Origin of the sequence: Herbiconiux liukaitaii, from assembly GCF_041927495.1 — a bacterium.
GTDB classification, from domain to species: Bacteria; Actinomycetota; Actinomycetes; order Actinomycetales; family Microbacteriaceae; genus Herbiconiux; species Herbiconiux liukaitaii.
The window spans coordinates 296,160-310,643 of the sequence record NZ_JBHFHG010000006.1 but is presented as its reverse complement, the minus strand read 5'-3'; the positions used below and the strand labels follow the sequence as shown (position 1 = coordinate 310,643).

The following is a 14,484-nucleotide window of genomic DNA, read 5'->3' as shown; positions in this document are numbered from 1 at the left end:
CGGGGTTAGGGTGCGGCCATGGAATGGTGGAATGACTTCGTAGAGTGGCTGTCCTCCGCCGAGGGCGAGGCGATCGTGTCGAACATCGTCGTGCCCGTGCTGGCGATCATCGTGGCGGGCCTGCTCGCCGCCTGGATCGCGAGCGGCTCGGTCAAGCGGCTGCTCGCCAAGCACGACCGCGAGCTGAAGATCTCGGCCATCGCGGCCCTCATCGACGCGGCCGAGCAGGCCTCGGTGTGGAACTCGCTGACCCCGCAGGAGCAGATCCTCGCGGATCGCGCCACCGGTCAGGCCGACATCCAGGTGCGGCTCCTGCCCATCAAGGGCGCCGACGTGGCGGCCAACTGGGCCGCTCACGCTCTCGCCGAGATGAAGCGCAACTCCGCCACCTTCGGCTACCAGGTGGAGCCCGCCGTCTTCGAGTTCCGCGACCGCCTCGTCGAGTGGCAGCAGAAGCCGGGCCGCGCCAAGCGCGTGTTCCAGGCCGACCTCGAGCGCTGGGCCGCCGAAGACGAGTCGAGCGAGCGCGAACTGCTCGCCCAGCAGGATGCCTGGGTGGCGCAGCAGCACCACAACCAGCACTCCGAGCCGGCCACGTCGTCCGCTCCCGCATCTGCGCCCGCGTCCGCATCCGCATCCGGCACCTCCGTGTACGAGCGCCCTCGCCTCCCCACCGCCTCCACGGTCATCGCGCCGGCCGCTCCCCTGCCGCCCACGCACGAGCCGCGCCCCACCGTGCAGCAGGTCGCCGCAGGCACCGGCAGCCGAGGCGGCGGCACGGCGTCCGCCGGCTCCGCGGCCACCAGCTCCGCAGCCAACGGCTCCGCGGCCACCAGCTCGCTGCTCCGCGATCCCGAGCCCACCACCGACCCCGGCGAGGCGCGCGCACCCGGCGAGGTCCCGCCGCCCGTGCACGCCTTCCCTCCCCGCAAGGGCTCCAGCGACTAGCACGGGGTAGTACGCTTTCGAGGTCGCCCCTGTAGCTCAGTGGATAGAGCACCGGCCTTCTAATCCGTTTGTCGCTGGTTCGAATCCAGCCAGGGGCACCTCCGCTACCAGGCGCCGGCGAGAGCCGCGATGGCGGCGATCAGCGAAGCGAGTGCGATCAGCAGCGAGATCCCGATGAGCACCGCGTGCACCTTGAGGAACGCGGTCGCCTTGCCGTTCGCATCGCGAGCGCGCGCGTCGCGGCTGACGCGACGATAGAACTGCGGCCACACGACGGCGTTCCAGACGGCGTTGACGAGGAGCAGGACCGCGAGAGTGGTAGTCATCCCCTCGATTCTAGGAGCTCGGCGTCACCCGGCCCGAGCCGTGGTCGGGGGCTCGCCCTAGACTCGACGCATGAGTTCTTCCTCCGACCGCCTCGTCTGGATCGACTGCGAGATGACCGGGCTCGACCTCGAGGTCGACGAACTGGTCGAGGTGGCCGTCGTGGTCACCGACTTCGATCTGAACCTCGTCGACCCCGGTTTCAGCATCGTCATCAAGCCAGACGACTCGGCGCTCGCCCACATGAACGAGTTCGTCACGAACATGCACGCCTCGAGCGGTCTCTCCGAGGAGATCCCCCACGGCGTCACGCTCGCCGACGCGGAGTACCAGGTGCTCGAGTACATCCTCCAGCACGTGCCCACCGCGCAGCAGGCTCCCCTGGCGGGCAACACCATCGGCACCGACCGCGCCTTCCTCGCCAAGTTCATGCCCAGGGTCGACGGCCACCTGCACTACCGCAGCATCGACGTCTCCTCCATCAAGGAGCTCTCCCGCCGCTGGTTCCCGCGCGTGTACTTCAACGCGCCCGAGAAGGCGGGCGGCCACCGTGCGCTGGCCGACATCCTGGAGTCGATCCGCGAGCTCGAGTACTACCGCAAAGCGGTCTTCATCTCGGAGCCCGGGCCCACCTCGGCCGAGCTCAAAGTCATCTCCACGGGTGTGGTGGAGGAATTCGCCGCTCGTTTGTAATAGAATGTTCTCTCGTTGCCCTGTGATCACGATCACGAGGCAGCCATGGTGGATATAGCTCAGTTGGTAGAGCGCTGGCTTGTGGTGCCGGATGTCGCGGGTTCGAGTCCCGTTATTCACCCCAAGGAAGACGATGGCCCGGTTCAGCCGGGCCATCGTCGTCTCCGCCGGTCGTCCAGGCCGGGTGGCGCTGAGCATCACGAGGCAGAACGGCAGGGTCGCGGATGGTCGAGATGGGCGCCGAGGCGTTCGAGCAGCTGGTCGGCGACGAGCTCGATGAACTGCCCGACGAGATGGTCGATGGTCTCGACAACGTGGTGATCGTGGTGGAGGACCGCCCCGCAGACGGCACGCTCGACCTGCTCGGCCTCTACGACGGCGTCGCGCTCACCGAGCGCGGCCAGTACGGTTTCGGCGAGATGCCCGACCGCATCACCCTCTACCGCGAGCCGCTGCTCGCCATGGTCGAGAGCCTCGACGAGCTGCGCGACCAGGTGCACGTCACCCTCGTGCACGAGATCGCCCACTACTACGGCATCGACGACGAGAAGCTGCACGAGCTCGGCTGGGGCTAGCACCACCAGCCGGCCGCTCCCCCGCCGGGTCGATGCCGCGATCGGTACGCACCCACCCGTAGCCTTGACCCATGGCAGGTTCAGCTGGGAGCAAGGCGATCCGCGCGGTCGTGATCGTGATCGGCGTGTTCGTGATCCTCGGCATCGGACTCTACGGACCGGCGACCCTCGTGGGCCCGCTCCCCTCCGCCACCGCCACGGTCGTCGAGACGCCGGCCGAGGCGGGCGTCACGGGTGCCCCCACCCTGCCGCAGACCGGTGCGAGCGCGCTCGTGGCCGAGGGATCCGACCAGCTCCTCGCCACCGCTGGGCTCGCCGAAGCCGTGCCGATCGGTGGCTCGGCCAAGGTCATCACCGCGCTCGTGGTGCTCGATGCGAAGCCCATGGAGGCCGGTTCGGCGGGCGCCACCGTCACGATCTCGCGGGAGGACTACGACGGCTTCGTGCGCTACATCGGGGAGAGCGCCAGGGCCGTTCCGTTCATCGCGGGCGAGAACTGGACCCAGAAGGAGATGCTGCAGGCCACCCTGCTGGGCTCGAGCAACAACCACGCCGACGCCCTCGCGCGCTGGGCCTTCGGGTCGATCGAAGGCTACCTCGAGGCCGCCTCGGCCTGGCTCGACGAGCACGGTCTCACGAGCGTCGAGCTCGTGGATGCGACCGGTCTCGACGAGGGGGACATCGGCACGGCGTCCGATCTCGCGCGCATCAGCGCCCTCGCCTTCGCCGAGCCCGCGATCGCCGAGATCATGCCGAGCGACGGTGCGAAGCTCACGGGCGGGCGGAGCGTGGAGAACCTCTCCGGGTACCAGGCCGAGCTCGGCTACCTCGGCCTCTCGCGCAGCTACACCGACCAGGCCGGCATCTGCTTCCTCTTCGCCCTCGAGGTGGCGGTGGGATCGGACGTGCCCGCCGGAACGGCCGCGGCGGAGGAGACCCGATCCGTCACCCTCTACGGCGCCCTGCTGCGCGAGCCCGACTGGGAGACGGTCGACACCGACCTCGAGACGCTCGCGAGCAGTGCGGCCAGCACCATTCGCCAGACCCCGGTGATCACGGCGGGGCAGGCCTTCGTGACCTACACCACGCCGTGGGGCGACACCGCGCAGGGAGTGGCCCGCTCCACCGAGACGCGCATGCTGTGGGTGACCTCGCCGCTCGAGTACCGGGTGGAGGCGGACGAGCTGCAGACCGGATCGGCCGGGCGCGAGGTGGGGAGCGTCACGGTGTCCACTCCGGATGGCGACGTGACGGTGCTGCTCGAACTGGATAAGCGGATCGGCGATCCAGGGCCGATGTGGCGGCTCGGGAATCCGGTGCCCGTGATCACCGCGTTCATCGACTCGCGCACCGACTGACCGCTGCTCAGGTCGGCACGATCAGCTGCGCGAGCTCGCGGGGGTGCTCCTGGTCGACGAACCGGCGCCACTGCCGCTCCCAGCGGTCCCACTCGCGCGCGTAGAGCTCGCCATCGCGCTCGAGGGCTCGGCGCTTCCGCTCGGTGTCATTGGTCTCGACCCAGATGGTGCGATCGGCAAGGGCCGCGTTGGCACGGCTGAGCGCACCGCAGCCCTCGACCACGAGGGGGGCGAGCGGATCGACGACGTGCCACTCCGCCTGCTCCCCCGCCGCCCAGTCGTAGCGGCGCCAACGGGCCGTCTGCTGCAGGCGGAACGGGCGGAGCAGGTGCTCGGTGATCTGCCTGCTCGCGGCCTCGAGACCGTCCCAGCCGGGGTAGACGCTGTCGAGCTGCACGAGGATGGGGCGGAGGGGGCCGGTCCACTCGGCCACGAGACGCTCGGCGTAGTCGGTCTTGCCGGATCCGCTCGGGCCGTCGATGAGGATCACCGGCCTGCCCTGGTCGATTGCAATGCCGGGGTCGCCTGCCATGCCGGGGTCGCCTGTCACGCCGCTCACCCCACCACGAAGCGCACGGCGCCGGTGGCGATGGAGGTGCCGAGGGCGATGATGCCGATGGACGCCCCGATCGCCACCAGCACCCACTCCTTGCGGCCGAACGTCGACTCCCTGGCCCAGGTGCGGGGGGTCGATCCGCCGAAACCACGAGCCTCCATGGCGGTGGCGAGCTTGCTGCCGCGGCGGAGCGACAGCACGAGCAGGGCGAAGGCCTGACCGCCGAAGCGCCGGATCCTGCCTGTGTCGCCGAGCCCCCTGGCGCGCCTGGCGAGCTCGAGCTGGCGCCAGTCGTCGAGGAAGAGGCTGATGAGGCGCAGGCCCGCGAGCGCGCCGAGCACGAAGCGGCTCGGCAGGTGCCACACCTGCGCGAGCCCGTCGGCCAGATCGGTGGGGTCGATCGTGGCGAACAGCACCACAGCGGGCAGACCGATCGCGAGGATGCGCAGCACGGTCGCCACGGCGAGCAGGATCGATCCGTCGCTGATGTGGATGAGCCAGAACTCGAAGTACGTCCGGCCATCCGAGACCCCGTACAGGAGCGTGGTGAGACCGGCGAGGGGGGCTGCGATCCAGATCGCGGCGGTGCGACGGAAGAACGCGCGGGGGGCGAGCCCCGCGCGAGCGAGGAAGAGGCTCTCGAGCACGAGGGCGACGGCCGCCGACACCCAGTCGATCGTGACGATGAGCAGCCCGCTGAGCGCGAGGGCCGCCGCGAGCTTCGCCACCGGGTTGATGGCGTGGATCGTGCCGGTGCCGCGTGTGGGGGTGAGGATGCTCATGCTCGGCCGACCTCGATGGTGCGATCGGCGAGGGCCTCGATGAAGGCGCGGTCATGGGTGACCGCCACCACGGCGGTGCCGCGGTCGAGCTGCTCGGCGAGCAGGCGCACGAGCTCGGCCCAGGTGCGGGAGTCTTGCCCGAACGTGGGCTCGTCGAGCACGAGGATGCGCGGACGCGCCACGAGCGCCGAGGCGACCGAGAGCCGCCGTTTCTCGCCTCCCGAGAGCGTGTACGGATTCGCGTCGAGCAGCGGCTGCAGTCGCAGGCGCGCGGCCACGTCGGCCACGCGGGCGTCGATCTCGCCCTGCTCGAGGCGGAGGGCGCGAAGCGACACCTCGAGCTCGCGGCGCACGGATCCGGCCACGAACTGATGCTCCGGATCCTGGAAGACGGTGCCGATGCGGGTGAGCAGCGCGCGCGAGGTCCACCGCGCGGGGTCGGCACCGGGCTGGGCATCGCGCTTGCGCCACCGGCGACGCCCCGAGCCGGTCGCCTCGGTGCCGGTCGCACCCGCGCCGACCGCGTCGCCGCGCAGCTCAGCTGTGGCCTCGAGGGCACCGCCCGCGCGCGGGATGAGGCCTGCGAGCGTGAGTGCGAGCGTCGTCTTGCCCGCCCCGTTCCGCCCCGTCACCGCCGTGGCCTCGCCCGCGGTGATGCGCACATCGAGGCCCTCGGCCACGACCTCACCTTTCGTGCGCGCCACCGCAAGCCCACTCGCCTCGAGCAGGAGCGACCCCTGACTGTCACGCCGCCGCACGACTCCTCGCGTCCGGTCGGAATCGCCTGCAGCGAGCCCACCGAGCGGGTCGAAGCCCGGTACCCACACTCCGCCCGCCGCGAGCTCGGCGCCGCGCTCGCGGAGCACCGTCGCGGGGTCGCCGTCGGCGAGCACCCCACCGCCCGGCTCGAGCACCACCACACGGTCGACCACATCGAGCCACACGTCGACCCGGTGCTCGATCACCACGAAGGTCGCTCGCGATCCGCGCACGACGCCGGCCACGGCATCCCGCACCTCGATGACCCCAGCGGGGTCGAGGTTGGCCGTCGGTTCGTCGAGCAGAACCACGTCGGGCCGCATGGCGATCACGCCCGCGAGCGCGACGCGCTGCTTCTGACCCCCGGAGAGCGCCGAGGTGGGGCGGTCGAGTTCGAGATCGAGGCCAACATCGGCGAGCGCCTCCTCCACGCGCGGCCAGATCTCCTCACGCGGCACACCGAGGTTCTCGCAACCGAACGCCACGTCGTCGCCCACTCGGGCGAGCACGATCTGGGAGTCCGGATCCTGCAGCACGAGCCCCACGCGCCCCCTCATCTCCTCAGGCGGCCGCCCGCCCACGAGCAGCTCGCCCTCCTCGTCGCCCTCATCGGCGCCGCCCAGCACGCCCGCGAAGGCATGCAGGAGCGTGGACTTGCCCGCTCCCGAGGCGCCGAGGAGGAGCACGCGCTCACCTGGCTCGATCACGAGGTCGAGCCCGCGCAGGGCCCAGGACGAGCGGCCGGCGTGACTCCAGCCCCAGCCCTGGGCCCGCAATCCGGCAGAATCCGGCACGGCTAACTCCGCGCCGTCACCTCGCGGCCGGCGGCGAACCGGCTGAGCGCCCCTGTCCTCGCCAAGGCCCTCACCACCACCCACGAGAGCAGACCGGCCACGAGCGCCCCGCCGATCACGGCGCACACGATGTAGATGGTCTTGAAGTCGGCACCCGTGCCCGCGTACCAGAGGATCGAGTCGTTGATGCCCATCGCGAGGCCGGCACCCGCGCCCGCGAGCACGGCCACGTAGACCCGGTAGTTGGCGTACAGGAAGATCGCGAACACGATCTCGGCGCCGAGGCCCTGCACGAGGCCGGCCACGACGGTGAGCGGCCCCCACTGCGTGCCCACGAGCGCCGAGACGGTCGCGGCGACCACCTCGGTGAAGAGGGCGGCACCCGGCTTGCGGATGATGAGACCACCCAGCACACCGGCGAACAGCCAGACGCCGTAGACGAGCGACTGCGCACCGGGGAGGAGCGCCTCGAGCGGGGTGCTGAGGGGGGTGTAGGTGAGGTTCCAGACCCAGAAGATGAGTCCGGCGGCGACGCCGATGACCGCGGCCACGACGATGTCGACGACACGCCAGCGGTAGCTTCCGCGGCGACGGGTGGTGGCCTTCTGGCCGGATGTTTCGATGGTGGAATGCACTGACGTGCCCTTTCGTCCGAGGGAAGGGGCACGGGTGACCACGGCGCCGTCGAACGCAGAACGTCCGGCGACCTCGTGGCCTGAGATGCCTCCCTGCGCTGGCATGATCCAGATCAGGTTCGACGGTCGAAGGTTGAGAACCTTCCTCTCAGCCCGGCTCACCGGACTCCCGTGTGCCCACTACTATAGCCCCGCCCTCGGAGGGGCGGGACGCGGATCCGAAAGGGCCCGGCGCTACTTCTTGAGGGCGCGGACGAACTTCGAGAGCGCCCAGCCCGTGGTGGCGATCACGGGGATCGACACGGCGAGGAGCGCGATGAGGTTGGGCTCGAACGTCACCTGGCCGTCGCTCGTGACGTAGGCGCCGATGGGCACGGAGACTCCGCCACCCCCGAAACCCTCGCCGCCGGCGTCGCCGGCACCGATCTTCTGCTGCGAGGCACCGGGTGAGGAGGCGGTGCCATTGCCGCCGCCGAAGCCGGACCACACAAGGGCCACGGGCACGATGGTCTTGCCGTCGATCGTGACGGGTGCGCCATAGGCAGCACCCACTCCGATGGACTTGGTCGCGTCGGTAAGGGTTTCCACGAGGTTCGCCATGCGGCCACGCTACCGCGAACCGGGTACGGTGAACACTGAAATCGTCAGGAGACCAGATGCAGTCGTGGCCAGGATCGGCCTACCCACTCGGAGCCACCTATGACGGGAGCGGAACCAATTTCGCCCTGTTCAGCGAGGGGGCCGAACGTGTAGAGCTGTGCCTCTTCGGTGACAAGGGCGGTGAGACGAGGATCGAGCTCACGGAGGTCGACGCCTTCGTGTGGCACGCCTACCTCCCTCAGGTGCAGCCGGGCCAGCGCTACGGATTCCGGGTGCACGGCACCTACGATCCGTCGACCGGCCAGCGCTTCAACGCCAACAAGCTCCTCCTCGACCCCTACGCCAAGGCGACGAGCGGGCAGATCGACTGGGACCAGTCGCTGTTCTCGTACACGTTCGGAGACCCCGACTCCACGAACGACGCCGACAGCGCGAAGCACATGATGATGGGTGTCGTCATCAACCCGTTCTTCGACTGGTCGGGCGATCGCAAGCTGCGCATCCCCTACAACGAGAGCGTCATCTACGAGGCCCACGTGAAGGGCCTCACCCAGCTGCACCCCGACGTGCCCAAGGAGCAGCGGGGCACCTACGCGGGTGTCGCGCATCCTGCGGTCATCGAGCACCTGCTGAAGCTCGGCATCACGGCGATCGAGCTCATGCCCGTGCACCAGTTCGTGAACGACAGCACGCTCATGGACAAGGGCCTCAGCAACTACTGGGGCTACAACACGATCGGCTTCTTCGCGCCGCAGAACACGTACACCTCCACGGGTGACCGCGGGCAGCAGGTGCAGGAGTTCAAGGGCATGGTCAAGTCGCTGCACGCGGCCGGCATCGAGGTCATCCTCGACGTGGTGTACAACCACACCGCGGAGGGCAACCACCTCGGCCCCACCCTGAGTTTCCGCGGCATCGACAACGCCGCCTACTACCGCCTGATGGAAGACGATCAGCGGTACTACATGGACTACACCGGTACGGGCAACACGCTCAACGTGCGCCACCCGCACTCGCTGCAGCTGCTCATGGACTCGCTGCGCTACTGGGTCACCGAGATGCATGTCGACGGATTCCGGTTCGACCTCGCCTCGGCACTCGCCCGCGAGTTCTACGACGTCGACCGCCTGTCGACCTTCTTCGAGCTCGTGCAGCAGGACCCGGTGGTCTCGCAGGTCAAGCTCATCGCCGAGCCGTGGGACGTTGGCCCCGGTGGCTACCAGGTGGGCAACTTCCCGCCCCAGTGGACGGAGTGGAACGGCAAGTACCGCGACACCGTGCGCGACTTCTGGCGCGGCGAGCCGTCGACGCTCGGCGAGTTCGCGAGCCGGTTCACCGGATCGGCCGATCTCTACGAGCACTCCGGCCGCCGCCCCGTGGCGTCGATCAACTTCGTGACCGCGCACGACGGCTTCACCCTGCGCGACCTCGTGAGCTACAACGAGAAGCACAACGACGCCAACGGCGAGGACAACAACGACGGCGAATCGCACAACCGCTCGTGGAACTGCGGCGTGGAGGGCCCCACCGACGACCCGAAGGTGCTCACGCTGCGCGCCCGCCAGCAGCGCAACTTCATCGCGACCATGCTGCTCTCGCAGGGTGTTCCGATGCTGCTGCACGGCGACGAGCTCGGTCGCACCCAGCTCGGCAACAACAACACCTACGCCCAGGACTCGCCCCTCAGCTGGGTGCACTGGGAATCCGAGGACCAGCCGCTCATCGAGTTCACGGCCGCCGTGACCCGCCTGCGCAAGGAGCACCCCACGTTCCGCCGCAGCCGCTTCTTCGACGGCCGCCCGGTCAAGCGCGGCAAGGGCGAGCCCCTGCCCGACATCGTGTGGCTCAACACCGACGCGAGCGAGATGGAGCCCGAGGACTGGGATTCCGGCCTCTCGCGCTCGATCGGCGTGTTCCTCAACGGTCAGGGCATCCGTGCCCGCGACCAGCGCGGCAACCCGCTCTCCGACGTGCACTTCCTGGTGTACTTCAACGCCCACGACGAGGACGAGACGTTCACACTGCCCTCGGCCGAGTACTCGGGAACCTGGGACGTCGTGATCGACACCGCGGGTGAAGCGGCGGATTCCCAGGTGTTCGAGGCTGGCGCGCCGATCGTTGTCGGGGCACGCTCGATGATGGTGCTGCGTGTTCACCGCGAGCTCGAGATCGAGCCCGACCACTCGGTGGCCGCATCGCTCACCGCCCAAGCAGACGCGACAGGCGCCATCTCCCTTCCCATCCCCTCCGCGGGGTAGAAAGACTCATTCGGATGCGCATCCCCCGCTCGACCTACCGACTCCAGCTGACATCCGACTTCACCCTGTGGGATGCGGCGCGCCTGGTCCCGTACCTGGCGCGCCTGGGGGCGGACTGGGTCTACCTCTCGCCGATCCTGCAGGCGGAGGAGGGGTCGCAGCACGGCTACGACGTGACCGACCACTCCCGCATCGACGAGTCGCGAGGCGGCCCGGATGCGCTCCGTGCGCTCTCCGAGGCCGCCCACGAGGCCGGCCTGGGTGTGCTGGTCGACATCGTGCCGAACCACGTGGGGGTGGCGACTCCGTCGCAGAACCCCTGGTGGTGGGACCTGCTGCGGCACGGGCGGGAGTCGCGCTACGCCGAGGCCTTCGACATCGACTGGGAGGCAGGCGGCGGTCGGCTGCTGCTGCCCGTGCTGGGCGACGACTCGCTCGACGCCCTGACCATCGAGGATGGCACCGGGGTGCACTCTGGCGAGCGGGTGCTCGCCTATTACGACAACCGCTACCCGATCGCGCCGGGTACGGCCGATGACGGTGCGGATGCGGTGACCGTGCACGGCCGCCAGAGCTACGAGCTCGTCAACTGGCGGCGCGAGAGCACCGACCTGAACTACCGACGGTTCTTCGCCGTCTCGACCCTCGCGGCCGTGCGGGTGGAGGAGCCGTGGGTGTTCGACGAATCCCACGCCGAGATCGGCCGCTGGTTCCGCGAGGGGCTCGTGGACGGGCTGCGGGTCGACCACCCGGACGGCCTCGCCGACCCGGGCGGCTACATCGAGCGGCTCTCCGAGCTCACGGGCGGTGCCTACCTGCTCATCGAGAAGATCCTCGAGGGCGACGAGCCGCTCGAGCCGGACTGGCCCTCCGCCGGCACCACGGGGTACGACGCGCTGGCCGGTCTCGACCGGGTGTTCGTCGATCCCGCGGGCGAGCCCGAGCTCGATGCGCTCGACGCCGTGCTGCGGGGCGGGGCGGTCGAGCCCTCATCGTCAGCGTCCGCCTCCGAGCGCTACGCGGCGCTCATCCACGGCACGAAGCGCGGCATCGCCGACGGCATCCTGCAGGCCGAGGCCCGCCGCCTCACCCGTGACATCGAGCGCGCGGGCGGTCTGCCCACCGCCACCGAGTCCGCCGTCACGACCGACGCGCTCGCCGAGCTGCTCGCCTGCTTCCCCGTCTACCGCTCCTACCTGCCCGCGGGTCGCCAGCACCTCGAGTACGCGCTCGCCACGGCGCTCAGGCACCGGCCCGACATCGCACCCGTGCTCGAGGAGGTCGCCGAGGTTCTCGGGCGCGTGGGGACTGCCCCGAGCATCCGTTTCCAGCAGACCTCGGGCATGGTGATGGCGAAGGGCGTGGAGGACACCGCGTTCTACCGCTTCACGCGGCTCACGAGCCTCACCGAGGTGGGTGCGGATCCCGATCACTTCGCTCTCGACGTGGACGCGTTCCACGCCGTGCAGCAGCTGCGCGAGAACGTGCTGCCGCACACCATGACGACACTCTCGACACACGACACGAAGCGCTCGGAGGATACGCGGGCGCGCATCACGACGATCGCCGAGGATCCCGCCGCCTGGGCGGCGACCCTCGCCGAGCTGCGGGAGCTCGCCCCCACGGGCGACGGCCCCTTCGACACACTGCTCTGGCAGGCCCTGCTCGGGGCGTGGCCGATCTCCCGTGAGCGGGCGCACGCCTACGCCGAGAAGGCCTCGCGCGAGGCCGGAGACTCCACGGGCTGGCTCGAGCAGGACGAGGAGTTCGAGGGCCGCATGCACGCAGCCGTCGACGCCGCGTTCGACGACCCCGCCGTGGGTGCCGCTCTCGAGGCCCGCCTGGCCGCCGTGCTCGTGGCCGGGCGCAGCAACTCCCTCTCAGAGAAGCTCGTGCAGCTCATGACCACCGGTGTTCCCGACGTCTACCAGGGCACCGAGCTCTGGGACCACTCCCTCGTGGACCCCGACAACCGCCGCTTCGTGGACTACTCGCTGCGGAGCGAACTGCTCACCGAGATCGACAAGGGCGAACCGCCGGCGTTCGATCCCGCCCTCATCGACGACCTCGGCGCGGCCAAGCTGCTCGTGGTGTCCAGCGCGCTGCGCCTCCGCCGCGACCGGCCGGATCTCTTCGACGGCTACACGCCGCTCGAGGCCAGCGGTTCGGCGGCCGAGCACCTCGTGGCGTTCGACCGCGGCGGCGCGATCGCCCTCGCCACACGACTGCCGCTCGGGCTGGCCCGCCGCGGCGGGTGGGGCGACACCACCGTGGAGCTGCACTCCGCCCACAACGGCTACGTGGATGCGCTCACCGGTCGCCTGTTCGAAGACGGCCCGCTGCGCATAGCCGACGCCCTCACCACCTACCCCGTTGCCCTGCTGCAGAGAGTGGAAGACCGATGATCCCGTTCGCCGTCTGGGCGCCCCGCCCCGAGAAGGTGGAGCTCGTCATCGTCGATGGCGGCATCCGTGCCCTGCATCCGATGATCCGCGAGGCCGACGGCTGGTGGCAGCCGGTCGCGAGCGTGCCGTGGCACTCGGGCATCGACTACGGCTACCTGCTCGACGGGGAGGGGCCCTACCCGGATCCGCGTTCCCGTCGTCAGCCCGAGGGCGTGCACGGCCTGTCGCGCACCGACGACCCCGCCGAGCACCGCTGGACGGACACGGGGTGGGCAGGGCGATCCGTCGACTCCGCCGTCATCTACGAGCTGCACGTCGGCACGTTCACGCCCGAGGGCACGTTCGACGCCGCGGCCGCACGCCTCGACCACCTTGTCTCGCTCGGCATCACCCATGTGGAGCTGCTGCCGGTCAACGGGTTCAACGGCACTCACAATTGGGGCTACGACGGTGTGGCGTGGTTCGCCGTGCACGAGGGCTACGGCGGGCCGGAGGGCTACCGCCGCCTCGTGGAAGCTTGCCACGCCGCCGGTCTCGCCGTCATCCAGGACGTGGTGTACAACCACCTCGGACCGAGCGGCAACTATCTGCCGCTCTACGGCCCGTACCTCGACGACCGGTCGAAGAACACGTGGGGCACCACGGTCAACCTGGATCACCAGGACTCCGCCGAGGTGCGTCGCTACATCCTCGACAACGCGCTGCTCTGGCTGCGCGACTACCACGTCGACGGACTGCGACTGGATGCGGTGCACGCGCTCGTGGACAACAGCCCCGTGCACCTGCTCGCCGAGATCGGTGCGGCGGCCGACGAGCTCGCGGCCTCCACCGGCATCCCGCGTCTGCTCGTGGCGGAGTCCGACCTCAACGACCCCGTGATGTTCCTGCCCCGCGGGGCGGAGACGGATGAGAGCACGCCATCCGGGTACGGGCTCTACGGCCAGTGGAGCGATGACTTCCACCACGCCGTGCACGTCAACCTCACGGGTGAGACCACCGGGTACTACGCCGACTTCGACTCGGTGGGGGCGCTCGCCAAGGTGCTGACCCGTGGCTTCTTCCACGACGGCACGTACTCGAGCTTCCGCGAGCGCAACCACGGGGTGGAGCTCGACCGGGCGACGACGGCGCCGTGGCGACTCGTGGTGGCGTCGCAGAACCACGACCAGATCGGAAACCGCGCCATCGGCGACCGGCTCACGGCCACGCTGGCGCCGGAGAAGCTGGCTATCGCCGCGGCGCTCACGCTGCTCGGTCCGTTCACGCCCATGCTCTTCCAGGGTGAGGAGTGGGCGGCGTCGACGCCGTGGCAGTTCTTCACGTCGCACCCGGAGCCGGAGCTCGGCAAGGCGACCGCCGAGGGGCGCATCGCGGAGTTCGAGAAGATGGGGTGGGACCCAGCTGTGGTGCCCGACCCGCAGGCTCCGTCGACGTTCACCAACTCGAAGCTCGACTGGACCGAGATCGACGATCCCGCCCACCCGGAGCACGCGGCCATGCTCGGCGTCTACCGCGCGCTGGCGGCGATCCGGGCCGAGCTGCCGGCCGGGGAGTCGCTGCGGCTCTCGGACGTGCGTGTGGAGTTCAGCGACGAGGAGCGCTGGATCACGATCGAGCGACCGACGATCGTGATGGTGGTCAACCTGTCGGAGTCGGCCCTCCCGCTAGACCGCATCGCCCCGCGCTTCGGCGACCTCCTGTTCGACTCGCGAGCAACACTGTCAGGCTCCCCTGCCAAGGCCGCGCCCTCCGAAATCGCTCCTATCTCTGTCCTGGTGGCACGCCTCCCCTGATCCC

13 protein-coding genes, 2 tRNA genes and 1 riboswitch are annotated in these 14,484 nt (G+C 69.8%); of the genes, 9 read left to right on the top strand and 6 right to left on the bottom strand.

The window, feature by feature from the left end; translation table 11 throughout:
• Positions 1 to 18: 18 nt before the first annotated feature.
• Together ACEXQC_RS13850 and ACEXQC_RS13845 are read left to right on the top strand one after the other, a co-directional pair.
• Complete coding sequence (locus ACEXQC_RS13850; RefSeq protein WP_374823341.1) at positions 19 to 948, top strand: hypothetical protein; 930 nt, start codon at positions 19 to 21, stop codon at positions 946 to 948.
• A gap of 25 nt (positions 949 to 973) precedes the next feature.
• Positions 974 to 1,046 (top strand) — tRNA-Arg (locus tag ACEXQC_RS13845).
• 6 nt (positions 1,047 to 1,052) lie between these two features.
• Here the strand turns inward: ACEXQC_RS13845 and ACEXQC_RS13840 are convergent.
• Complete coding sequence (locus ACEXQC_RS13840; RefSeq protein ID WP_374823337.1) at positions 1,053 to 1,274, bottom strand: SCO4848 family membrane protein; 222 nt, start codon at positions 1,272 to 1,274, stop codon at positions 1,053 to 1,055.
• Positions 1,275 to 1,344: 70 nt separating this feature from the next.
• Between ACEXQC_RS13840 and orn the strand changes: the two genes are divergently transcribed.
• The 4 genes from orn (at position 1,345) to ACEXQC_RS13820 (ending at position 3,898) form a co-directional block, all read left to right on the top strand.
• Positions 1,345 to 1,965: an oligoribonuclease gene (gene orn, locus ACEXQC_RS13835; RefSeq protein WP_374823334.1), complete on the top strand. Its 621-nt coding sequence runs from the start codon at positions 1,345 to 1,347 to the stop codon at positions 1,963 to 1,965.
• 48 nt (positions 1,966 to 2,013) lie between these two features.
• Positions 2,014 to 2,089: transfer RNA gene (locus tag ACEXQC_RS13830), tRNA-His, on the top strand.
• A gap of 100 nt (positions 2,090 to 2,189) precedes the next feature.
• Entirely contained in the window at positions 2,190 to 2,540 is a 351-nt protein-coding gene (locus tag ACEXQC_RS13825) for a metallopeptidase family protein (RefSeq protein WP_374823331.1), read from the top strand.
• A gap of 71 nt (positions 2,541 to 2,611) precedes the next feature.
• Entirely contained in the window at positions 2,612 to 3,898 is a 1,287-nt protein-coding gene (locus tag ACEXQC_RS13820) for a D-alanyl-D-alanine carboxypeptidase family protein (RefSeq protein ID WP_374823328.1), read from the top strand.
• Between the two features lie 7 nt (positions 3,899 to 3,905).
• Here the strand turns inward: ACEXQC_RS13820 and ACEXQC_RS13815 are convergent, their stop codons facing one another.
• The 5 genes from ACEXQC_RS13815 to ACEXQC_RS13795 form a co-directional block, all read right to left on the bottom strand.
• Positions 3,906 to 4,457, bottom strand: coding sequence for a nucleoside/nucleotide kinase family protein (locus ACEXQC_RS13815; protein WP_374823325.1), 552 nt, complete (start codon positions 4,455 to 4,457; stop codon positions 3,906 to 3,908).
• On the bottom strand, positions 4,454 to 5,236 hold the full coding sequence (locus ACEXQC_RS13810; protein WP_374823322.1) for an energy-coupling factor transporter transmembrane component T family protein: 783 nt from the start codon (positions 5,234 to 5,236) through the stop codon (positions 4,454 to 4,456). The genes ACEXQC_RS13815 and ACEXQC_RS13810 overlap by 4 nt, the downstream gene beginning before the upstream one ends.
• Positions 5,233 to 6,789, bottom strand: a complete 1,557-nt coding sequence (locus ACEXQC_RS13805) for an ABC transporter ATP-binding protein (protein ID WP_374823319.1) — start codon at positions 6,787 to 6,789, stop codon at positions 5,233 to 5,235. The genes ACEXQC_RS13810 and ACEXQC_RS13805 overlap by 4 nt, the downstream gene beginning before the upstream one ends.
• Positions 6,790 to 6,791: 2 nt before the next feature.
• Positions 6,792 to 7,424 (bottom strand): ECF transporter S component, encoded by a 633-nt coding sequence (locus ACEXQC_RS13800; protein ID WP_374823316.1) that lies wholly within the window; start codon positions 7,422 to 7,424, stop codon positions 6,792 to 6,794.
• 72 nt (positions 7,425 to 7,496) lie between these two features.
• A riboswitch (TPP riboswitch) is annotated at positions 7,497 to 7,607 on the bottom strand.
• A 51-nt stretch (positions 7,608 to 7,658) separates the two neighbouring features.
• Positions 7,659 to 8,024, bottom strand: a complete 366-nt coding sequence (locus ACEXQC_RS13795) for a hypothetical protein (protein WP_374823313.1) — start codon at positions 8,022 to 8,024, stop codon at positions 7,659 to 7,661.
• Positions 8,025 to 8,080: 56 nt separating this feature from the next.
• Here ACEXQC_RS13795 and glgX point away from each other — a divergent pair, with 56 nt between their 5' ends.
• The 3 genes from glgX to treZ are packed head-to-tail and all read left to right on the top strand — an operon-like array spanning position 8,081 to position 14,480.
• Positions 8,081 to 10,282, top strand: a complete 2,202-nt coding sequence (gene glgX, locus ACEXQC_RS13790; RefSeq protein WP_374823310.1) for a glycogen debranching protein GlgX — start codon at positions 8,081 to 8,083, stop codon at positions 10,280 to 10,282.
• Between the two features lie 14 nt (positions 10,283 to 10,296).
• Positions 10,297 to 12,687 carry a malto-oligosyltrehalose synthase gene (gene treY / locus ACEXQC_RS13785; protein ID WP_374823307.1) on the top strand — a complete coding sequence of 797 codons (2,391 nt, stop codon included), beginning with the start codon at positions 10,297 to 10,299 and terminating at the stop codon, positions 12,685 to 12,687.
• A complete protein-coding gene (gene treZ / locus ACEXQC_RS13780) occupies positions 12,684 to 14,480 on the top strand; it encodes a malto-oligosyltrehalose trehalohydrolase (RefSeq protein WP_374823304.1) in 1,797 nt (598 codons plus the stop codon). Before treY ends, treZ begins: the two co-directional genes overlap by 4 nt.
• Positions 14,481 to 14,484: the final 4 nt, after the last annotated feature.